The sequence below is a fragment of the Neoalteromonas arenosi genome, from assembly GCF_030362855.1.
In the GTDB taxonomy this organism is placed as follows: Bacteria; Pseudomonadota; Gammaproteobacteria; order Enterobacterales; family Alteromonadaceae; genus Alteromonas_E; species Alteromonas_E arenosi.
The window spans coordinates 777,234-800,232 of sequence record NZ_JAUCBP010000007.1 but is presented as its reverse complement, the minus strand read 5'-3'; the positions used below and the strand labels follow the sequence as shown (position 1 = coordinate 800,232).

Here is a 22,999-nt window from a genome sequence, read left to right as displayed (position 1 = left end):
TGCTGAAAAGTACTAGTTGATGCCGAGTGGATGTTATGGATTTTGATTCAGTTTGGTTAGATGCTTTTCTTTCGTCATTTTAAGAAGTCTGTGATCATAAAAAACAACACTACAGTCACTGGACTCTGACGTGTCTTCGAGTGAAAAACTCAGCGATTTTGATAATGACGATTCTGGTTACTAGAAGGTGATTTTAAGCACTTTTCGTAGGTAGCATTATGTTCTTCTTTAGTTCGAGGAATTCGGGCTGCAAGCATCATAAATAAGCCAAAGAAAAGAGGCGGTAAAACAATAAAATACAGCCAGTTTTCGCTACCCATGAGCAGAATAAAATAACCAATTGATGCTAAAAACAACGTTGTGAAAGCCATTGTTAAAGTATTCATGACGTATTTTCCCAAACCACTAAGCTATAGTAGATACACACCATGCTCAAAAATGGATCACTGCGCAGATAACAATGTCGGCATTACGTTCATTGAGTACCTCTACCATTGGTATAGAAAACACTCGCGTGTCGTTTAGCAATTGAGAAAATACTTATCCAAGTGTATTTCGAAAGCTCACGCCCAGTCCCTTAAAATAGTACAAAAATCAACCAGTTGAGCGTCAGGTTTTTTTACGCTTTTGTTGAATCTCTGAATCTGAAATCATCAATCCCATGTTTTATAGCGCTTTTTTATTTGGGCGTAATTCTTGCTTCGTCGGCGCCACGCTTTCATAGAAAGTCTTAGATCATTAAAACGTAATATAAACACTGTAAAAAGATGTCGGCCTACCGACACATACCTAAAAGGAGTTTACATGAAACTGGCACACACGGCCTGGCTGGCGCTATTTAGCTCTTCAGCTGTACTGGCGACAGACGTGTTCATCAACGAAATCCACTACGATAATTCGGGCAGTGATTCTGGCGAAGGAATCGAAATTGCCGGTCCCGCAGGCACCGATTTAAGTGGTATGTCTTTAGCATTATACAACGGCTCAAGCAGCCAATTGCGCGTATACCGAACTGTAGATTTAAGCGGCGTCATCCCGAACCAACAAGATGGTTTTGGTACGGTTGAATTTGCCATCTCTGGTATTCAAAATGGTTCACCCGACGGTTTTGCTCTAATCGACAATACCGGAACAGTCAGCCAGTTTTTAAGCTATGAAGGCTCTTTCACCGCGGCTAGCGGCCCAGCAGCCGGCATGACAAGTATTGATATCGGCGTAGCCGAGACTAGCTCTACACCCGTAGGTTTCTCGTTGCAACTAGTGGGTACTGGTAGTGAATACGATGACTTCGTCTGGCAAGCGCCAGCAAACGAATCATTTGGAAGCGTTAATACCGATCAAATCTTTGGCGGTGGTGGTCCTGCGGTTGATACTGCGCCAGTAGTGATTAACACAAGCCCTGCAGACAACACAGGCGCCGTTGCGCTAAATGCAAGCGTTGATATTAGTTTCAGCGAGTCGGTCAATGTACAAGGCAACTGGTTCTCAATTGAGTGCTCAATCAGTGGCACGCAGACTGCATCTGTTGAAGGTGGTTCGCAGCATTTTACTTTAGTTCTCGACAACGAATTACAGGCCAATGAAGTCTGTGATGTTAATGTTGTTGCGAGTTTGGTGAATGATTTAGATTTGAATGATGGTCCAGACTTTATGGAGAGCGACTATTCTTTCCGATTTGGAACACAGGTTGACTCTCCAATTCGCATCAACGAAGTTGATGCTGATACCGCAGGCTCAGACACGCTAGAGTTTATCGAACTGTATGACGGCGGCGCGGGTAATACCGCTTTAGACGGGTTAGTTGTCGTATTTTTCAACGGCTCCGATGATGCATCGTATGGCAATGCGATTGACCTAGACGGTTTCACTACTGATTCAGATGGTTTTTTCCTTATCGGCAATGCATCTGTAACACCGTTACCTAGTATTGTTGTTCCTAATAACAGCTTACAAAACGGCGCGGATGCAGTGGCCGTATTTGCGGGCAACGCAGTCGATTTTGGCAATGATACACCGGTCACCGGCATCAGCTTGGTCGATGCGCTGGTCTATGACACCTTTGATTCAGACGACAATGGCTTATTGGCGGTTTTAACCCCCGGACAAGCACAACAAAACGAAGGTGGTGCCGGCGATAAAGATAATCATGCTAATGCGCGCGTGCCTGATGGTGGCGCAGCGCTTGATACCGCAAACTACTTGCAACAAACCGCAACTCCAGGTGTTAGTAACGTGCCTGTGGTTGAGATCTTTGATATTCAAAGTGCGGGTATGCAGTCGCCGTTTGAAGGTGCGTTCGTTAAGTCATTGGGCAACATCGTTACTGCGGTTGATACCAATGGCTTCTTTATGCAAACGCCAGTGTCACGCAGTGATAATAACGTAGAAACCTCAGATGGTATTTTCGTATTTACGAATGCTGCACCCAGCGTAATGGTAGGAGACGAGGTTAACGTTGTTGGTCAAGTGATTGAGTTTTTTGACTTCACTGAATTTAGCAACGGCACACAAGTCACAGTTGTTAGTAATGGTAATGCATTGCCGCCGGTAGTTGTGTTCGACGAAAACACACCATCACGGATACAGCCTCAGCCTGACAATGAGTTAGAGCGCTTCGAAGGTATGATCGTAAGTTTCGACGGGATTGCTTCAGCAGCAACGGATCGCTTCGGTGATACCGCAGTTGTAGCTGGTGATACACGAGCATTCCGCGAACCAGGTATTGAATACCCGGGAATTGCGGGCTTACCTGTATGGGATGGTAACCCAGAGATCTTTGAATTAAATCCAGATGGTTTGCTGTTGGCTAATCAAAGCTTGTTTGCTGGTCAGCGTGTCAGTGCAACAGGCCCGCTTGGTTATTCATTCGGTGATTACCAAGTTTGGCCGCTCGAGCTAACAGTGGGTGAAACTCCTGATCTACTATCGTCTGTGCGGACAAAAGCGGCTGGCGAAATGACAGTTGGTGCATTAAATATGTTCCGTCCTTCACAGATCCCAAGCGTTTATGCTGAGCGTTTACGTAAGATTTCTCAATTTGTACGAGAAGTTATGAATGCGCCAGATATTCTTGCGGTCAGTGAAGTTGAAAGCCTTGAAGTTCTCAATACTATCGCTGAGCAAATCAACAATGATTACCCATCGATTAACTACACTGCGTATCTTGAAGAAGGCAACGACATTGGTGGAATTGATGTTGGTTTCTTAGTGCGTAGCTACGTGGAAATGGATGACGTTGTACAGTACGGCAAAGACACCATTTTTGAATACGATGGCTCACTTCTAAACGACCGCCCACCATTGTTGTTCAAAGGTCGAGTCGTTGAAAATGGTAGTGATTTCCCAGTACAGGTATTAGTTGTTCACAATCGCTCACTAAGTCGCGTTGATAGCAGTGATCGTGTCCGTAACAAGCGTCTGCAACAAGCCCAATTCGTAGCGGAAATCGTACAGGACATTCAGACTAACGATCCGGATGTAAACTTAATTGTTACTGGTGACTTTAATGCCTACCAATTCACTGACGGCTACGTCGATGTGGTTGGTCATATTGCAGGTACTGCGGTAGAGAATGACAACTTGCTCTGGCAGCCAAGTCCGGTCTTCCCGGCTCTGACTAATCAGGTGAATGAAATCTCGGCTGAAGAGCAGTATTCATTCGTGTTTGGTGGTAGTGCGCAAGTGCTTGATCATGCCTTGACCACAACGAACCTTAGTACCTTAGTGACTGATTTTGAGTATGCGCGTGGCAATGCAGATTCTCCAGCTAACTTAGTCAATAATGACGAAAACGCACTGCGCACGTCAGACCATGATGGCTTAGTGGTATACATTCAAATGGATTCAGATAACGACAGCGTTATCGATACATTAGACATGTGCGCCGCAACATCGTTGCCTGAAAAAGCGCCTGAGAAAGGCTTGAAACCGAATCATTTCGCTTTACTCGATGGCGACACTTGGTTTGATACTAAAGGTAAGGCTAAGCAGAGCTTTAGCATTGCTGAAACTGCGGGTTGTTCATGTGAACAGATCGTAGAGCAACAAGGGCTGGGTAAAGGTCACTTGAAACATGGCTGTAGCGTTGGCGTGATGAAAAACTGGGTGGAGTTAGTTACTCAGCCTTAAGCACAGGCTAATGTGTTAGCCCTATAACCTAGTTAAAGCACAGCTAAGTTAATAACAAGCCCGGCAGTGATGACTCATTGCCGGGTTTTTTGTTGCTGCTTGTTTAACTTTCATCTCAAATAACGGCGAAGTGGGGCGCGCCATTCTCGCTGTTTTCGATTTATTTCAATTTGCAGTATTTGATGACTACACTTGGGTCATATATCTGCATTCAATGTCTCGCATTGTGAAACTAGGAAACGGTTTAAAATGGATAAAAATCAAGTGCGTTATCACGCGTTTTTGAGTTACAGTCACGCCGATGATAAATGGAGCAATTGGGTTCATAAAAACTTAGAATCCTTTCGGTTTCCAAGATCTATTTGTAGCAAATACAATTTAACCACAAATAGTTTACACCCAATTTTTAGGGACAGAGATGAGTTGCCGGGTTCTGCGGATCTCTCTGATCAGTTGTTCTCAAACCTAAAAAACTCAGACGCATTACTGGTGTTATGTTCTCCGAAGTCCGCAAATTCTATTTGGGTCAATGCTGAAATTGAAAACTATCAAAGGCTCTCGCCGGGTAAAAAGATCATCGCGTTTTTAATCGATGGACAGATAGACGATTCGGCACAAGAAAGCTCATATTGTCTGGCACCTGAGTTGGTTAAACTTAAGGAACAAAACTCAGATATATTCCATATCGTTGACGGCAGAACCTCTGGACGCACCAGTCAATCGATTATTGCACTCATCCATGCGCTAAAAAATGTGGATCGAGAAGAATTGGAGTCCGCTGTTAAGAAAAGAAAGGGTATTCGAATTTTTGCTTTGGCTATTATGGCGACCATCATTTCTTTTGTAACAAGTATTATTTATACAAATATTCAAGAACAACGTCAGGCCGAGTTGTTGGCACAATCAGAAACCCTAGCCGTCGAAGCCTTGCAACAGGCAGAGCAGGGGAATGATTTTTCAGCGATCAAAACACTTTTACAAGCGCTACCTAAGAATTTAGAGGATCCAGAACGACCCGTTTCGGAAAGTGCACGTGCCGCACTACAGAAAATATTAAGTAACCCTACCTTCAAAGTTGAGCGATTAAATCTTGACGCGAAGATTTTATTTTCACTCGACACAAAAGAATCGCAGATTAAGCTCATTCTGGATGAAACCAATAAATTGTATATGGTAGACGTTCTGGAGGGAAAAATTAGGTGGCATATAGATGTTGGTCCAATTCTTCAGATTGGGATTAACTCTTTAAACCACGTTGTTATTAGACAACAAGATAAATTGGCCAGCTTTGAGCTGTCACAGGGCAATCCAGTTTGTGAAATACCACTAGATTCATTTCCAAGCATTCATCAAGTGGGGTCTACGCCTTGGATAGTGGATGACCATATTCTTGAGTGGCACTATTTGAATCCTCAAGCAGATTTTAAAACCATTACAATGATGGACGTGATCGACACCAAGACGTGTCAGAAGAAACTTGAGTTACCCGTGCCATGGTCACAGCAAGTTTACTTGTTGGAAGTATTTTCCGAGTCAAGAGTACTATTCACTTTTCAATCTTACGATTCAGAAACTAATGCCATGTTTGCACCCGTTATCGATTGGGATAATGCTGCAGCCGAGGACGAAAAGCTCCAGTGGCGTAGTCATATAATGGGTACGTTAAAATCTCTTTTTGCCGGTTATTTAAACGGGTCATCAATGGAGTATGAAGGGCCAGTGCTTTTACCTGTGCCAAATAAATCTATGCTGATGATTGCGAATCAAGCAGAAGATATGAGTTTTCAATTGATGGCGTTTGATACTAAAGAGAAGACCGTACTATTCAAATTGCCACTGGAGAAAATGCCATCGTCAATATCACTGGACCCTAATGACGAAAACATTCTGAGACTTGGCTATCATCGACAAATGGGGGCTCTTCTCGGATATACACTAATAAACATAGAAAAACAGGCTATCGAAAAAACGTTAACACTGTCGGAAAATACGGGTTTGTACGTGACGCTTAATGCGCTGTCACCTGATGATAAATACTGGATATCAAACAAACCAGGTAAAGGGCTGATGGTCATTGATGAGCAAAATGAAATCCAGTACTTAATCAACAACACAAGCAGATCAATTTTAACCGCCAGTGGTTGGCTTGATCAGGATACGGGCTACGTTATCGATAATGACGGCTCAATTTCAACGATACACCTGACCCATTCATTTTCACCAACTCGAATTCTTGAAGATGCATGGATTAAGGAATATTTAACTGTGAATAATGAAAAGCACTTTATTATTACCAGTAATAATTATTTGAATTGGTTTAACCCCAATACAAATGAAGTTGAACCTCTGCTCGAGTATGAATGGACGAATGAAAAGCACCTGTTGGGGATATACCAAGATCGGTATGCATTGATATCTACGGAGTCTATGGGGACTCGAAAACTAGAAAGCATAGATCTTGAAAACAAGGAACTTAGCTGGAGTGTCAGCCAGGCGTCTAGTGCTCATAAATTCGTACCACTAGACAATCAAATAATCATTGAAACTGGATTTCAAGAATATCAGATTAATCGATATGGTCAGTCTCAACCCGAGCGTTTATTGTCGCAGAAGCCCTACATCACGATCGATCAAAGTAATGGACAACCTATATACCTTGAACCTCAATTTTTAGATAAGGGCATGCATATTGGTGTTTTTGATGAAAACGGCGAGCCAACCCTATCTAAAACCCTAGATATTAAGCTAGATCCTTTGGCGAAGTATTTTCAGGATGAACACACGAATGTAGTTTACATCCAAGGCTCTGTGTCGTCTGTTGAAAAACAAAAATATCCGATCTTTGAGTTGAATTTAGACTCTCTACAAATCAGGAATGTAGGTAATTTCGAGTCGAGTACATTTTCTTCACTTTCTCCGCCTTCTTTAAAGACTATTGGGGATTACCTGCATTTTTCTCGAGAGGAGTTCTTTGCGAATCAAGGCATTGATTTAATCATCAATAAGTCAACAGGAGAGGCTTTTGAATTCGACTATAAAAATGGTTCCACGTTACATTACGCGGATAGCTTATTAATGAACGACCAAGTTTTGTTTTCGCAAGACAATAAACTTTATTTAAACAGATTGTCGCAAGATGAAGTTGTACCAATAGGTTGTAGTGTGCAGAACATGATGAACCCCCCTCAACATTATCATTACGCTGCTCACAATGATTGGCTCATTGTTATCGATTCATTCAGCGGAGGAAGTGAATTATGCGTACAGGACACTAAAAATAACAAAACCATTATAAAATTTCGGCTCCCAAGCACAACAGGCAGCTCTGATTTTGATTATGGCCCAATGGTAATTTATGTTGAAAATAATCAGGGCGCCGAGAGCGCTTGGCTAATGACGAAACAGGGGCTTAGGTACACGATCCCAACAGACAAGGACTGGAAGGAGTTGGTTCGTTTGGCGCTTATGTTGCGGTTACCACAGTAAGAAATTTCGTCGATGAAACAAGCATCTGTAGATCTACTTATAATTGCTGCGCCTGCCGATAAAAACACAGCGGAGAAGCTGAGCGCTAGACTATTAGCATATAAACTGCCTAAACGATTAGCCGATAAACAAACGCAATCGGATACTCGGTACGACCGGATCACAAGTGCCAAAATAAGTTTTAATTACCCGATTGGCTCTCCAGGAGCAAAAGAGGCGTTAAAGTCACAACGTCTTATTTTGGTTTGCTCGCCCAATGCGCCAAAATCCAAAGAGGTTTCCCGGTGGTTAAGTGAGTATCTCGCCGAAAATGGCTACCACAATTTATTGTGCCTAATTGTTGATGGTGAACCGAATGCGACGGATAAGGGATTACCCCCAGATCTCGAATGTTTTCCCAATGAGGTTAAACATAAAGTAGATAAGAATGGAATTTTGTCGGCTGAGCGGTTTGAGCCAATTGCCGCAGATGCAAGGGCGACGGGAGATGGCGAAAAAAGGGCGTTTCACAAACTCATTGCTGGTCTTTTTAAGGTTCGTTTTGCAGATATAGAACAACGGCTTAAAAAACGTAAACAGAAGCAATTGGCGGTCGCTTTTGCGGTCGTCATAGCAGTGGTAGGTTTTCTTATTCAATTGCACATGCAAAATTTAAGAGAACAAGAATCTGCACAAAGACAGTATTGCCATCAATTAGTCAGTGAAGCCTTTTCACTCGTAAATCAAGCCCAATATGATTCAGCGCAAAAAGTACTCACTCAATTAAGATCACTCGAGGCATGTCAAGACCAGGTTAGTCTTTTTCAGGTGTTAGCAGAAAGAATAAACGCAGCCTTTCCTAACAGTCAGTTAGTCAGCGAAAAAGGATTAGTCGATCATTTGATGACCTCACCCAACAGAATGGTTCTAGCTGGACTTGTTGAAGAAGACGAAGCGTTTGTATTAGTCGTTAACACGGAAACGGCGACTAAGAAATTCGAAATTAAAGGGGTAACTGGCTATTCCAGCTTATGGGGTTCATATCGAAACACCCCGGGAAGAATGATCGCTGCCAGTTTGTCGAATGAGAGGTTTTGGTTTGTCTTGGCAAAAGGAGAGGGGAAATGGCAATTATCTAATGTTGATTTAATAACTGGTGAATTAACGCAATTCCCCATTCAGCAGTCAGCGATATACAACCAGTTCGCCAACTTACAATCAGAGTTTTCAACTGCAACGCTCTACTCACTGAACAATGGTTGGATAATTCACACGAAAGGCGAAGAGGTTGTGTTACAGGACTTCGCTACCGATACGACGGTTTTTCTGCCGAAGCGTTTTCAAGACTCGTTTAAGAATGTCGAGTCCGATGTTTGGTTTGATCCTCAATTGCCATTTATGTTTTTTACCGATCCCCAGTCAAATGCGTTGATAGCTTGGCATATGAAAGATAATAAGTGGCAGGCGTTAACGAGTTTGCAAAATGTAACGTCTATAAGGTTTACAGATGAAAGCTTAAAGTACCTGCTGATTAATAAATCAGAAGGTATTGACCAAGACCAAATAGATTATGTAGAAATTTTGAATACCAGAGATCTCTCAACGACTCGTTTCGACAATATCAGTTTGTTCAAAGCAGTCGATTTAGCCCAATCAATATTTGTGGGTGAGAACCACGAAGATATGTATTACGGCTTGGTTAACGTAGATTTTAATACCACACACGTTCGTTGGCTAAGAAGGAATAACCGCTGGCACTACGGTATTCAATCCAAGTTACCCCAGCTCTATATCCAAAACGACCCACAGCAAATTGCGCGTGTAGAGCCTCAAAAAGGTACTGATTTAGTAGCAATTCCTACGCAGTGTGTTGAGTCACATAGGATAGATCATACCGGTAGGTTGCATTGTTTAGCGGATAAAAAAGTGTGGAAGGTTTACGATATTCTCGGATATTCACCACAGTCTAACCACGTCGTAAGGGGTAAAATATCAGAGGCTGTTAATACAACATTGTATACGCTTGTGTTGAGTAATGAAGCGTCAGGTGGAAACGTAAGTGTCATTGATTGGCGTGGAGACCAAGTGAATTATAGCCATCAGCTTGATGGGCAATGTTTCGGGCGGATAATTGGTTTGTCTGATAAGCAGTTTTTAATCTCATCAAGGGTAGAGACGTTTAATGAATTCTTCGGACAATGCAGCAGTGTGACTGCTGGTACGCAACAGAATCCATTTGACCTAAGAATGAATGTCTTAGAAGTCAACGACAATGTCCCAGCAGTTAATGAGAGTATTATTGATCACTTGCAAGCGCATGCTTTGATCACAGGAAACTTCATGCGCAAAGGGATTTTTATTAATGACAATGAATTTGCCTTTAATTGGGAAAGTGACAATTTTGCTTGGGCAAGTGCAAAAACTGATGCGCTATTCAAGGGCAGAGGAGTCGACGTTCTTTATCATATTGAGCATGCTGAATCGCAACGCGCTTTGACGATAACAACAAATAAACAAGAGCCGCCGTTGTATCAAATTTGGGAAAGTCATACAGGGTCTGAACAGTCACCACGATTACTTCAAAGCAGCAAATTGGAAGAAAGCAGTCTGTTTCAGGTCGGATTTTCTCCAACTGGTGCACTCTATTGGCACAGTGCGTTTAACTCAGAAGACAAAAAAATTTACTGGTACAAGGCCAATGATTCTATTGATAGTTCATTTTTACCCAATGAATTTAGGGGGGCTGGCTTTTTACGATTTTCCCGAAGTGGCAAATATCTGATGCAAACAGAGTTGATACCCAATTTCACGGTAAAATTTTATAATATATCCAATGGTGAGATGGTATACGAAGGCACAGGTCGACAGGATATCGAGTTTCATAATTCTAGAGATTATGTGAGGTTAGACAGCAAGGTGTTTCAAATAAAAAGTTCTCTAGAGCCGCTCAACTTTGAGTATATGGAAGATATTAATGTCACCAACCTACATCCATCCGAAGCAAAAGCTGCCGCAACATGCGGCATTAATGCTTGTGTGATTGATTTAGAAAGCGGACATGTAATATACAAGGCTAAAAATCTTGTCCCTGCGAGCAACGTGTTGTTTTTGAGTAATGATCAAATTACCTACACAACAGGAAATCACAATGTTGTTCAAGAAACGTACGCCTATAATTGAAGCTTGAGATTTCATCTATAGTTATGGGGTACTTACATCTAAACGTTCTTCAAATGAAAACAAGTCGGAAGACAGGCTGATTTTCGTTTAAGGATTCGATAGAAAAAAGGCAGCTTTGGCTGCCTTATGCATAGAGGTTAAGGGAATTTCCGGTTTAACTTCTTGATGGATATGTTCCCGTTAACGCGATGCAGTACCTAACTGTTGTGTATGGCTGCATGTTGTATATTGGTTGATTGCCTGTAGAACCGAGTGTTGTTGTTGAAGTAACCGCGGTCTCGGCCATCGCTACATCAGGTGCTTCCGAATTATACACATTGTCGTTACCATCATCGGCTAGCACAGCATCAAAGGGTGAGGGAGTGCGGCCACGGCCTGACGAAGCATTGAGCGTGCTTGTCGTAGTTGCAGTGTGCGTGTGTTGCGGAATGTTACTAGGCGTAAGTGTTATCGTCTCTTGCCCACCTTTTTCGCCGAGTCTGATAGAGCTAGAGCCGGGTACCGAGCCCAACCCAACGGGCACGCGCCCACGATAGTCGGGTAGTGCGAAACTCGTACGCCCATCGCCGCCGTAGGTAGTACCCAACAGCGAAAACAGCGCTTGATTGGTGTTGATTGGCAATATTTGACCAGCGGCTTCAGCCCAGCCGCGCGGGCAGAAGGTATTTCCTGTGATCTGTATTTCACCTATAAAAGGATCAGCATTGGCTAACGCATTTGACTGGATCCCGGCCATCAATGTTGTCGCTAACAGTGGAGCGACGATGAGGTGTTTCTTTGTATTGATATTCATTAGTCTTCCTTAATCAGCTTCTAGATGGAAATATGCCTTGAATCGCAACGCAAAAGCGCATACCTATGTAGGGTTGTCTGCGAACAAAGTCGTTGGCACCTGCTACGGTGTTGGGCTCAACAACCGTAGTAGAAGTTATCGAGCCTGCTGACATAGTGTCATTCGGGGCGCGTTGTGTGTATATGCGATCACCTGCATCATCCGCCAATAATGCGTCGGTAGGCACTTGGGTGTCGGCTAACAGTGTTGATACGTTGATCGAGGTTGTTGTTGTTGCACTATGCGTGTGACTTGGGATATCAATTGCGCTGAGTACCATGGTTTCAGTTCCGCCAGTTTGTCCTTGCAGGTAGCGAGACAAACCAGGCCCTTGGCCTTCGCCTTTAACGGTGCGTGCTTGTATATTAGGTAACCCAAACGTAGTTCGACCATCACCACCATACATAGTACCAAAAATCGAAAATAGCGCAGTGTATTGCGCTATAGGTAATAGTCTACCGTCTGCTTCAGCCCAGCTACGAGGGCAAAACGTATAGGGAAACTGGCGCAACTCTCCAATTAAGGGCTGATCCGCTAATGCCTGTGAAGGGGTAAATACATTCAGCACCGTCGCCAGCAAGAAGAATTTTATACTTGGCATAAATTGTTTATTTAGTTTCATTTTAATCTCCATTTGTATCGCTGACTCAGTTCCGAGCGGGATAAACACCAAATAACGCAACACAATAACGCATTGTGATATACGGTTGCTGGCCGCTAGGCGAAGTACTGCTGCCATTACCACTAACACTAACAACTGTAGAGGATGTGGCGGCGTTGCTAGCCATGGTTGTATCTGGGGTTGCGGAACCATTGTAAATAATTTCACCCGCGTCATCGGCGAGCGAGTTACCACTCGGATCTGACGTGGTACCCGGTAAGCTAGACGCATTAAGCGTTGAGGCAGTGGTTGCTACATGAGTATGCCCACCAAGGTTATTAGCAGTAATGATTAATCGCTCGCTTCCTGATTTGGAACCAAGGCGACGATCTGTTAATCCTGGCCCATTCCCTTGGCCTAAAGGTACTCGGCTTCGCAAGTCGGGCAGGGCAAAAGTTGTTCGCCCGTCACCACCATACGTAGTGCCATACAGCGAAAACAAGGCATTATTTGATGAAATTGCAAGCAATGCACCATTGGCGTCGGCCCATCCGCGTGGGCAGAAATTGCCACCAAATAGCATGATATCGCCTACTAATGGGTCTGAACCCGCATAGGTTTTTGGGGCATAGCCCATACAGAAAAATACGATCCCTAAGCTGGCCGCTAACCACTGCTTAGTCTTAGCTTTATATGTCATTTTTAGATCCTTAACGTGCTTGTACGGTCGGTAACAACAGACTGAAACACAGCTAACGATCGATTAGCCAATACCGAAGTGAATGAAATACGCATCAAAAAGGTTTGATGCGTAGAGTAATTTTTAGTGGCGCGTCTTTCGACCACGCATTAGAACTAAGCCCATAACAGCGATAAACAAACCAAGTGTTGCTGGCGCATTTACGGGGCGAGGTGGAGGGGGAGTGGATGAAGTTTGCACCGTTAGCATTACGGTGAAGCTATCTAGGGTGACATCTTGTAGCAATAGGTGGCCAGGTTCGTCGTAGGAGTCCACTTCTAAATCTATAATAGTCGCCAAATCTAGTACGCTAACACCAGCAAAACTTTCAGAATCGCTATTATTGATACTTTTTTGCGGCTGATCAAACTCAAAGAAACGCTCAAACGTTTCTAAATTATTGGTAAACACCGATGATGCCAAACTCACTTCCACTAAACTGTCAAAGTCTTCCACAAAGCGATTACCCAAGGTTAGGCTTGCAGCAGTAATCGTGGTGGCATTTACAGCCGAAGCATTGTAACCAAAATCCAGCTCCATCGTAGATAAAAAGTCACCAACGATGTCGAGGATTTGCAGTGCAGAGGCGGCCGAAAACATAAGACCCAGGGTGAATTCATTGGCATTTCCGGTTGCTGCTGAGTCAATACCTGCAACAGTGATACCCGACGTGTTTATTGTGCCAGTGGTTACGCTATCGGTATTAAAATCTTCTTGATAGGTTTCATTAAAGATGCTGAACCAGTTACCAAAAGTAACATCATCGATCCCGATTGAACCACCCGCAAATAATTCATCCAAGGTACATGAGCTTACGCCCGCGCAGCCATTGGTTATAATTGTAGCCTGTGTTGGAAGGGTCATTGAAATACATAAGCAAACTGCGCCGATCAATGAAGTAAAACGTTTTTGTATAGCCGACATACTATTTCCTTGTGTCACGTTAACTTGCATATTGAAGGTTGGTCAAAAAGTAAGCAGGATTCGTACCGAGTCGTAAATAGGGCGCCTTATCATCAAGTTACGATTTTTAGGCGGCGAGTATTTAGAAGAGTTGTAAATAATCCTGACGGTTTTGTGTTGCGTAAGTGTTAAAAAACTATAAACAAAGCCCGCGAGCGCGGGCTTTGTTTTAGAGTGACAGTAAGTGACTAAATCTGGCTCTCAACCCAGCGCTGTATTTTCTTCTCCAACACCGCTAATGGCAAAGCCTCGGTGCTTAAGATCTGCGCGTGGAATTCGCGGATATCGAATTTATCACCTAAATACTTTCAACTAACTGTTGGTATAGCTCAGCGCTGCCTTTCATATCGCTTCCCCCAACCGTTCCAAGCACTACGCTAAGGCATTCGTCAGTTAAGCGTTTTTTTTATCAGTCAAATCTTCAGGGAACTTGCCCACAAATCCATACCTGTACGGCGTCAATCGCGCGATCATTATTCGCTATTTAGCTCTGTGGCGTGATAAGTTATTTTGCTAGTCTTCAAGCGTTAAAAAAGGCAGCTAAGGCTGCCTTTTTCTTTTATTGATTGAACGATTAGTTTTGACGAATTCGGCGCATTGCCAATAACATCAAACCAACAAGGCCAAGTGTCGCAGGCTCTGGAACGTCAGAGCTTGCACCAATACGTTCATATGCGACAGCGACTGTATTGGCTGTTACCAATGCAGTACCACCGGTAACCTGATTACAGCCTGAAATGAGAAAGTCACTCACACCCGCGGTAAGAGGGTCGCTCGCTATGGTACTGGTACCACCACAAGGGGCCGTTGTAGTGCGCAATGAAGAACCGATACCTGCTAAAAAGTTGTTGTATGACACGCTTCTTGCGTTATTGCCAAGGTTCTGACTAACAAACAAGAAATCGCCGCCACCGAGAATAAAGTTATTCAACACGTTGTAAGTAGCACTGCTTGAATTGTTAGTATTGAATGCGTCTTGCATATAAAGAATAAAGTCGAAACCGGCAACATCTGCATTGGTGACGTTTTCAACCGCATTAACTGTAACGTTAACGCCTGACAAACCACTCCATACCGACGTTAGATTAGTGAGTCGTCCGTTTGTCGCCCAACTACCAATCATCAACACGTTTTGGTTAGTGCCTAGCATGTTATTGAGTAACGTTAAGTTTACTGGGCGCCCAGAGGTGTTAACCGCATCAACATCGCCAATAGCGTAAATAAGTGAGGCATTTGCATTACTTGCCACCAATGACAACATAAACACTGCGGATAAAAGGACTCGCTTGATCATTTGATAACTCCTTAAAAATCGGTAATCAACGCTTTCGTAAAGTATATTGCATAATTGGGGCCATAATTAAAAAGGTATTAAAAACAATGGGATAAAGAAGTGGTGAAGTAATTTGTTAAGTGTGTGTAAATAATCTCGACACTAAAAGTATGTTTGCTCGAATGACTTTATTAATGAACAAAGCCCGCGAGCGCGGGCTTTGTTTTAGAGTGACATTCAGCGACTAAATCTGGCTCTCAACCCAGCGCTGTATTTTCTTCTCCAACACCGCTAATGGCAAAGCCCCGGTGTTTAAGATCTGCGCGTGGAATTCGCGAATGTCGAACTTATCACCCAAAGTCTCTTCAGCGTTTTTGCGCATTTCCTGAATTTTAAGCGCGCCGACTTTATAGGCGAGTGCTTGTGATGGAATAGCGATATAACGCTCAACTTCAGCAACCACTTCGGTGCGTGTCATACCGGAATTATCCAGCATAAATTCAATCGCTTGCTCACGGCTCCAGCCTTTGGCGTGTATGCCGGTATCTACCACTAAACGCATAGCGCGTAATTGTTCGTCTTGCAGGGTGCCGTAACGATTCCAGGGGTTGTCAAAAAAGCCCATTTCATAACCCAGTGTTTCTGCATACAACGCCCAACCTTCAACATACGCGGTGTTGCCACCAAAGCGCATAAAGGCCGGTAAATCTTCGTTTTCTTGCGCTAGGCTAATCTGGAAGTGGTGACCTGGCGCACCTTCGTGCAAATACAGGGTTACGTTACCGGTAGTTAAGCGACTGGGTAGGTCGTACGCGTTGAAGTAGAACGTACCGGGACGCGAGCCATCCGGCGTGCCAGACTGGTATGAGCCACCCGCACTGAACTGCTCAATGGATGGATCATAAGGTTTAATTTCAAGTGCTGACTTAGGAAGCAACGAGAAGTACTCGCCAATGAGCTCATCGACTTGCTTGCCAATGTCGTAGTAGCTTTGGGTGAGTGCTTCACGACTTTCTGGGTGGAACTGAGGATCGGTGCGCACAAAATCAAAGAACTCGTTTAATGTGCCTTCAAATGCAACTTCGTCTTTTATCGCCAGCATATCGGATTTGATCCGGGCGACTTCTTCAAGGCCTAAATTGTGCAAGTAATCCGGGGTTAAGGGCAGGGTGGTTGTGCTTTCTACTAATTGTTGATAAAGCTCAGCGCCACCTTTCATATCGCTTAACCCAACCGTTTCACGCGCGACTGCGAGATACTCATCGCGCAAGAAATCACGCATACGAGTGTTCGCTGCATAAATCGCTTCAGTGGCTGCGCGGTATTCTTTGGTTAATTGGGCTTTCTGTGCGTCAGTGAAATCTTCAGGAAACATGCCCACAGGACCCATAAACTGAGAGTCTTCTACGGCTAAACCCAATTGTGTATCAAGCTGACTGATCACGCGTTCAATGGTGAGTTTGGTTTCATACACGCCAGTTTCCATGCCGACTTTGAACCACTCAATCGCGCGATCGTTAATAGCGATGTAGTCTTTGTGGCGCGACAAGTTGTTTTGATAGTCTTCCAATGTTTCAAATGGCGCTGCACCGCGGCCACTGGCGAAGGTTGGATAAAACGTGTGGAAACCACTGAAGTGGTTAACCGGGCGGACAATAGTCAGCGCGCGAATAGCCTCCGTTTGGCCAAGAAGCGCCTGCTGTTGATTGTACTGAAACACATCGTAGGCAATTTTATCGGTGTCGCTTAACGCACTGCGATCAATGTGCTTCAGCATTTCTAAATTCAGCAAGGTGTCAGTTCTTGAAGCAAGGTATTGTGCGTCAGTCAGGTAGTCACCGATGCGATCAGCTCGGCGCATATCACCACGGAATAAACCGGCAATGGGGTTTAATGCCAATGTACGCTCGTTAGAGTCGGCAAATAAAGCAAATAGTTGTTCATGGGCGGTTTGTTGCTGTGAGGCTACCGCAGCGGCGGTGTCAGTATTGGCGGCGACTAATAAGGGCGCTGATGCACCGGCAAGTAACGCACTGCCGAGTAAAAGGGTGTTAACAAGTTTCACTGGTACTCCTGGGTACTTATTATTTTGCACCGAGATACTAGTACAGGGAGGTGTCGATTTCGATGGAATAAATGTGTGATAGTGAATGGTTTTGTAAGCGGATGTTACGACGCTATATGATTGAGTCTTAATTTATCGCCTTCAAGGTCAGATATTAATAACCAGACATCGTTACTCAATTGAACCGCAGGTTTGGGTGCCGAATACAGTCCCCCAGTATGGGGTACTTCATAAGCGTATTGGTAATCTAACTCTACTACGTCCAAAAACTTATCTTCAAACAAGTATTGTAAAGAGATCGACTCAGGAATGTCGTTAAGCAAATGACTAATAAACGCAGTTACATTTTCCATAAAAACCTGCTCTTTCTTTGGAACCCTTTTTATTAAAGCAAAAAAAAGGGCCGCATTGCGACCCTTTATTGGTAAACACTAAAACTTAGTGCATTGTCTTACGACGTAACCAGATAGCTGGAATTAGCAATAATGCAATCCAACCCATGCTACCGCCCGTTTTGTTTCTCACCTGAACAGAAACCTGCTCAGTTACAGTGTTAACACCGTCTGTGGCAACAACTTCAAATGTCATTGTCATGTCAGCGTTAGTCACTGGGGCTGTAGTGGTATAGGTACTACCTGCAACACCGTTGATGCTAATCGCAACTGCATCACCTTCGTTGTCTGTTGCTGAAACCGAAATCGTAATCGAATCGCCTTCTACAACTGACATAGGTGCACTGATCGCTAGCTCTGGTGGAAGGTTGTCAAGTACCATTACATTCGCAATAGAGGTTGTTGAATTACCGTTACTGTCGGTAGCCGTTAACTCTAGAACGATCATGGTGTCTTCAGTAACCTCTGGTGCCGCTAGTACCGCTTCTGCAATTCCGTTACCGGCAATTACAGCTGCAGGGCCAGATACTTGTTTCCACAATAGGTCAACCGCGTCGCCGTTAGGCTCGGTTACTACTGCTGGAAGGTCAAGTTCTGTTAGCTCTACCATTGATAGGTTAGCTTCAGTTAGGCCATCAATCAATACAACTGGAGGACCTTCAACTTGTAGGTCAGCAAAGATTTCAGACGCTACCATGCCTGTGCCAGGGAAGGCGTCAGTAGTACCAGATTCAAACACCTGAGACATTGCCATCATCTGGATTGGACCACCGGCATTGTCGGCGTCAACCATTACTGAGAAGCCAAGCTGAGTAGCAGGCGTTTCTACTTGGTACAAGCACACTTGCAAGCCATCTACTGCATCAGTTTCAACACTGCCAATTGGCGTTGCTGAAGAGCCAGGGTATGGACGGTAGTGCGTAGTAGCACCTACTGTACCACTGAGGTCTTCATAACCAATTGATGTACCTAACTGATCACCAAAGTTATGCGCCATACGCGTATACGACATAACAATGTTAGGCTGTGTTGGGCCTGCTGCGTTTTGGAACACGATTTGGAAAGTCGCTAAATCGCCTTCATCTGACGCGCCCCAAGGCTTCATGTTATCCCACTGGAAGAACGTGAAATTAGCACCCGCAGTTGCAACGCGAAGGCCGCTACCGTTAGCAAGATCAAATTCCATATCACGCCAGAATGGTGCAACAACGCCGTTTGGTACATCAGCACTTGGCATTAACTGGTTAACCCAAGGCGTAGAGCCAAACTCATTGCCAAAGGTTACATAGCCGTCTTCAGTTACCGTAACACCTTCATACAACGTACCCAAGAAGTTAGCTGGAGTACCGAAAGTAACCGCTACGCCGTCACCATCAAATGGTTGTTGGCCAATACCAAAGGCTGCCAGGTCAACAAAGCCACCAGTGAACGGACCAAACGATGGGTTGAAACACATGTCGTCAGTTGCGTTGGTGGTAATTTCGTAAATATACGGAGGAATACCGCCAGCAAGCAATGATGCTTGTGTTTGTGTCCATGTAATGGTGTCACCGTCAACGGTGTAATCGCCATCAACTGAACCGTCTACCAATGAAACACCTTCAGGAATTGTTACTGATACTTCATAGTCGCGATCTTCGAACGTGAAGTTCGGTGCAATTTCAACTGCGAAGTCTGCAACATCACCAGGGCCTACACGCGATAGGTCAGGTGCGATAACGCGAACGTCGTCTTGTACACGTGTCATATCAACAGGGATAGTACCTAGATTATCCGCATTATCTGCGTCTGTACCCATGGTTACTACACTGAAGAACATATCACCTTCAACTGCGTCTCCTAAGTCATACGTCATTCGAATATCGAATTCAGTTAACTGTGGTACCGCTGATGGGCCAGTGATAGAAATCGCGTCAGAAGGTGTTGCGTCAACTACCGCATAGCTGAGGTTGAACGTGTCAACCGCATCTGCTGCAGAAGCTGCCCAGTTTTGTACGATTAACCAGTACATACCGGCTTCTGGGAACATAATATCAACACGCTCATCTGCTGAAGCAGAAGCACTTAAACCAACCACTTCGTCACCCGTTGGGATGCCGTCACCGTTACGGTCAAGTACAACCCACAAATCAAGGTCTGGAGCCGTTGAATCGCTTGTCATGGCAACCATACGAAGGTCAGTATCAGTCACATCAACAGTGGTGATAAATAGACCATCAGTTAAGTCGTCAAGAATTGATGAGTTATCACTGTCTTGTGCAACTTCGCCTGCCACAACCGTTGGAGCAACGACTGAATAGCCAGCAGATTGGAAGTCAGTAATTTCAACAGCCATCAAGTCTGTTAACAAGTACGAGTCTTGGTTACGACCAGCATCCAGAATGATTTCTTCTGGTACGCTACCGTTAGACGCGATTACCGATACAGGCAAGTGCATGTTAGGCGCAGAGTCTGATTCAAGATTAACTAATCCGAATGACCATACGTCGCTTTCAGCACTGAACGCATCGATGTTAACAGTGATTTCTTGTGACTCACCCGCAGCTAGCGTGAACTCAGCTGGAGAAACAGTAATTTCTAGACCATCAGAAATCGTTGCACCAGATGTAGTCCAAGTACCATCTTGCGTAGCCGTTACAGTACGCGTCCAGCTACATGTGCCTACACAGTTGTCATCAGTAACGCTTGGTAGGTTCAATGTACGTGGATCACCACCTTCAAGTGGGTTTGCATCTAAGTAGTTCTGTGCAGTCTCGTCCATCACCAAGCCTGCTTGAACTGCTAGGTCAACTTGAACACGACCAGAACCCATGTCAAACCAGTCGCCAGCGGTAACGCCGTCTTCTTTCTTAACCGTAGGTACTGCAGTCATCGCAAGCGCTGAACGGATGTTATCCGGCGTCCAAGTTGGGTGCGCACTCTTAACAAGTGCAGCAGCACCGGCAACGTGCGGAGAACTCATTGATGTACCCGACAGGTAATCATAATCACTTGGCGCAGGACCACTGCCGTCATGGCCGAAGTGTTGGTCAGCGTATGCGGCGTAGATGTTAACACCAGGACCTGTGATCGTTGGAGTTAGCGTAGAGATACTGCTGTTAGGACCTTTCGAAGAGAAGCCCGCAAGCACGTCTACACGATCTTCGTCGATAACTAGCTCACCAGTAGCAGCGGTAATTGTCGCTGTGTGACCTTCACCCGATGCTAACCATGCTTTTAACGCATCGCCATTATCTGCACTAATGTGAATACCAGGGATTACATAAGCATCACTGTTTAGTGACGTAGCACCGCCTTGGATATTAGCCAAAACATAACCGCCGGCGCCACCGTCTGCCACGTTAATGGCTTTTTGGACACGCGCGATTGAACCACGGTCACATACAACGATTTCACCGCTGAATGTACCTTCTGGGAATGGCTCAAGACACTGTGCTGGATCGTCATCAGAGTTCGGGTTCTCATAGTCGCCCGCATACACGATAGACGCTGTGATGCCACCAGAGTTACTCACACCGTCGATGTCTGCAAGATCAGAATCACCGCCAGTGAATGTACCAATAGTCTTATCATACTCTACAGAACGGCCGTGCTCAGCAGCTGCTACCGCAGTGTACCAAGGCGCATGCTTAGGTGTAGTTGCTGCGCCAGGGCCACCGTTACCGGCAGATGTTGCAACAAAGATACCTGCGTTACGGGCAGATAAGTAGGCAAGTTCAGTTGAACTGTTCCAAGGGAAACCGCCACCACTGATAGAGTAGTTGATCACATCTACGCCATCGGTAAGGGCTGATTCGATACCCGCTGCAATTGCAGCTCCAGGACAGTCACCATAGGTATCACCAGCCGAACTACGGCCACCGAAACACACTTGGTAAGAAATGATGTTGGCGCGAGGTGCAACACCAGAGATACGATCGAATTCAAAACCAGTTGGAATACCAGAGCTTTCTTCAACACCAAACTCTGGCGTTACTTCTGGCACGTCATACAGGGTATTACCCGCTGCAGTACTTGCTACGTGTGAACCGTGACCGCCGTAATCTTCACCGTTTTCAGGTAAATCGGCTGGGAATACTGTTGTGTCATCGTAGTTGTCAGTTATTACAGGGTAGCTGTATACACCGATAAGTTTGGCGTTACACAGTTCAGGATAATCACCTGCACAGTCACCAAGGTAAACGCCATCACCCAGTGGGTTAGTGTGCGTGTAACCATCGGCATCTGTCGCTGCAAAAGATGGGTGGTCAGTGTTTACACCACTATCGATAATACCGACAACAACGCCTTCACCGCGAACTTCGGTGCCGCTGTTTGCCGTACCATCCCATACTGCAGGCGCGCCGATTAGGCTTGGACCTGTATCAGTATCGAGTGTGTACAACTGGTCGCGTTCTACAAATTTAACCCCAGGTATGTTTGAAACTGCTTCGGCTTCGCTTGGCGTTAACATAACCGCCATACCGTTCAAGGCATACTTATACTGAGCTAAGACTTTTGCGCTACCGGCAATTTCTTGCACTTGAGCGAGCGCAGACGCTTGTTGCTGCTCGAGGTACGACGCATAAGCGACGACTTCTGGTGCAGAAACGTCTAGCTTAACCTGCTGCGGTTGCTGAACGGCAGAAGCAGCACGAAGCTTATGCTTCGGATTCGTTGCTGCAAAACCTTCAACGCCACCGTCATAGATAGCTACTGGTTCGTTGTCGAGGTGAATAATATAAGTGTAGGGTTTATCTAGAAGACCTTTTTCTTTTACAAAGGTCCGTTTGCTATTGAACAAAGATCGGTCTAGATCCTTGTTTACTGATATAGCCTGTGCAGACTGCAACTGCTCAACGTCAACATCAAAACTGCTTACTGCAGCGACACTCAGCTGGGTGGCTGAATGAACTGACATTGACATTAAAGCTGCAGAGACAGCTAATGTCACTTTATGGTTCACAGGTTAACCTCCGTCTTCCTGTTGTGGGAATAAGTCCCTGGGATTTAAATGGTTATTGTTATTATGTGTTGGTGATGACTGATGCATCACCGATCATAAAAAATGCCGATCTGATCGACACTCATCTATTTCTAGCACACTTTTTTCAGCTTTGTAATGCCAATAAAAAAGAAATTTCCTTTTTTCTGATATGCACTTAACGCATATAGATCACAGCCTATTGAGCAATAAACTATCATTTATTGTGGTTCTTTAAGACAGGGATCCCACATATCTAAATTTGTAGGATGTTTATTTCAATTTTGTTTACATTTTTGAAACAAACAATTTATTTAACTGGTATCAAAAAGTCGAAAAAGCAACGTCTGGCTAGCGCAGTTGCCGTAACATTTGCGCTCAATAATAAAACCCTACAT

12 protein-coding genes are annotated in these 22,999 nt (G+C 44.6%); 3 read left to right on the top strand and 9 right to left on the bottom strand.

Going from position 1 to position 22,999, the window contains the following annotated elements; genetic code table 11:
- Positions 1 to 149: 149 nt before the first annotated feature.
- Entirely contained in the window at positions 150 to 386 is a 237-nt protein-coding gene (locus QTP81_RS09900) for a hypothetical protein (protein WP_289365193.1), read from the bottom strand.
- Positions 387 to 804: 418 nt separating this feature from the next.
- Here QTP81_RS09900 and QTP81_RS09895 point away from each other — a divergent pair, with 418 nt between their 5' ends.
- The 3 genes from QTP81_RS09895 to QTP81_RS09885 all read left to right on the top strand — a co-directional run bounded on the left by QTP81_RS09895 (position 805) and on the right by QTP81_RS09885 (position 10,773).
- On the top strand, positions 805 to 4,128 hold the full coding sequence (locus QTP81_RS09895) for an Ig-like domain-containing protein (protein ID WP_289365192.1): 3,324 nt from the start codon (positions 805 to 807) through the stop codon (positions 4,126 to 4,128).
- 249 nt (positions 4,129 to 4,377) lie between these two features.
- Positions 4,378 to 7,614: a toll/interleukin-1 receptor domain-containing protein gene (locus QTP81_RS09890; protein ID WP_289365190.1), complete on the top strand. Its 3,237-nt coding sequence runs from the start codon at positions 4,378 to 4,380 to the stop codon at positions 7,612 to 7,614.
- Positions 7,615 to 7,626: 12 nt separating this feature from the next.
- On the top strand, positions 7,627 to 10,773 hold the full coding sequence (locus tag QTP81_RS09885; RefSeq protein ID WP_289365189.1) for a hypothetical protein: 3,147 nt from the start codon (positions 7,627 to 7,629) through the stop codon (positions 10,771 to 10,773).
- Between the two features lie 154 nt (positions 10,774 to 10,927).
- Here the strand turns inward: QTP81_RS09885 and QTP81_RS09880 are convergent, their stop codons facing one another.
- The 8 genes from QTP81_RS09880 to QTP81_RS09845 all read right to left on the bottom strand — a co-directional run bounded on the left by QTP81_RS09880 (position 10,928) and on the right by QTP81_RS09845 (position 22,583).
- Positions 10,928 to 11,566 carry a phage tail protein gene (locus QTP81_RS09880; protein ID WP_289365188.1) on the bottom strand — a complete coding sequence of 213 codons (639 nt, stop codon included), beginning with the start codon at positions 11,564 to 11,566 and terminating at the stop codon, positions 10,928 to 10,930.
- 13 nt (positions 11,567 to 11,579) lie between these two features.
- Positions 11,580 to 12,227, bottom strand: coding sequence for a phage tail protein (locus QTP81_RS09875; RefSeq protein WP_289365187.1), 648 nt, complete (start codon positions 12,225 to 12,227; stop codon positions 11,580 to 11,582).
- 25 nt (positions 12,228 to 12,252) lie between these two features.
- A complete protein-coding gene (locus tag QTP81_RS09870) occupies positions 12,253 to 12,906 on the bottom strand; it encodes a phage tail protein (protein ID WP_289365186.1) in 654 nt (217 codons plus the stop codon).
- Positions 12,907 to 13,029: 123 nt separating this feature from the next.
- The gene (locus QTP81_RS09865) at positions 13,030 to 13,869 is read right to left on the bottom strand and encodes a hypothetical protein (protein WP_289365185.1); all 840 of its coding nucleotides are present in this window, start codon (positions 13,867 to 13,869) and stop codon (positions 13,030 to 13,032) included.
- Between the two features lie 613 nt (positions 13,870 to 14,482).
- The gene (locus QTP81_RS09860; protein WP_289365183.1) at positions 14,483 to 15,202 is read right to left on the bottom strand and encodes a PEP-CTERM sorting domain-containing protein; all 720 of its coding nucleotides are present in this window, start codon (positions 15,200 to 15,202) and stop codon (positions 14,483 to 14,485) included.
- A gap of 223 nt (positions 15,203 to 15,425) precedes the next feature.
- Complete coding sequence (locus QTP81_RS09855; RefSeq protein ID WP_289365182.1) at positions 15,426 to 17,246, bottom strand: DUF885 domain-containing protein; 1,821 nt, start codon at positions 17,244 to 17,246, stop codon at positions 15,426 to 15,428.
- 104 nt (positions 17,247 to 17,350) lie between these two features.
- On the bottom strand, positions 17,351 to 17,599 hold the full coding sequence (locus QTP81_RS09850) for a hypothetical protein (RefSeq protein WP_289365181.1): 249 nt from the start codon (positions 17,597 to 17,599) through the stop codon (positions 17,351 to 17,353).
- A gap of 85 nt (positions 17,600 to 17,684) precedes the next feature.
- Positions 17,685 to 22,583, bottom strand: a complete 4,899-nt coding sequence (locus QTP81_RS09845) for a S8 family serine peptidase (RefSeq protein WP_289365180.1) — start codon at positions 22,581 to 22,583, stop codon at positions 17,685 to 17,687.
- Positions 22,584 to 22,999 lie beyond the last annotated feature (416 nt).

Excerpts from the sequence above, each read along its gene's own strand:
- QTP81_RS09900 (WP_289365193.1), bottom strand. The coding sequence starts at position 386 with ATGAATACTTTAACAATGGCTTTCACAACGTTGTTTTTAGCATCAATT.
- QTP81_RS09895 (WP_289365192.1), top strand. The coding sequence starts at position 805 with ATGAAACTGGCACACACGGCCTGGCTGGCGCTATTTAGCTCTTCAGCT.
- QTP81_RS09890 (WP_289365190.1), top strand. The coding sequence starts at position 4,378 with ATGGATAAAAATCAAGTGCGTTATCACGCGTTTTTGAGTTACAGTCAC.
- QTP81_RS09885 (WP_289365189.1), top strand. The coding sequence starts at position 7,627 with ATGAAACAAGCATCTGTAGATCTACTTATAATTGCTGCGCCTGCCGAT.
- QTP81_RS09880 (WP_289365188.1), bottom strand. The coding sequence starts at position 11,566 with ATGAATATCAATACAAAGAAACACCTCATCGTCGCTCCACTGTTAGCG.
- QTP81_RS09875 (WP_289365187.1), bottom strand. The coding sequence starts at position 12,227 with ATGAAACTAAATAAACAATTTATGCCAAGTATAAAATTCTTCTTGCTG.
- QTP81_RS09870 (WP_289365186.1), bottom strand. The coding sequence starts at position 12,906 with ATGACATATAAAGCTAAGACTAAGCAGTGGTTAGCGGCCAGCTTAGGG.
- QTP81_RS09865 (WP_289365185.1), bottom strand. The coding sequence starts at position 13,869 with ATGTCGGCTATACAAAAACGTTTTACTTCATTGATCGGCGCAGTTTGC.
- QTP81_RS09860 (WP_289365183.1), bottom strand. The coding sequence starts at position 15,202 with ATGATCAAGCGAGTCCTTTTATCCGCAGTGTTTATGTTGTCATTGGTG.
- QTP81_RS09850 (WP_289365181.1), bottom strand. The coding sequence starts at position 17,599 with ATGGAAAATGTAACTGCGTTTATTAGTCATTTGCTTAACGACATTCCT.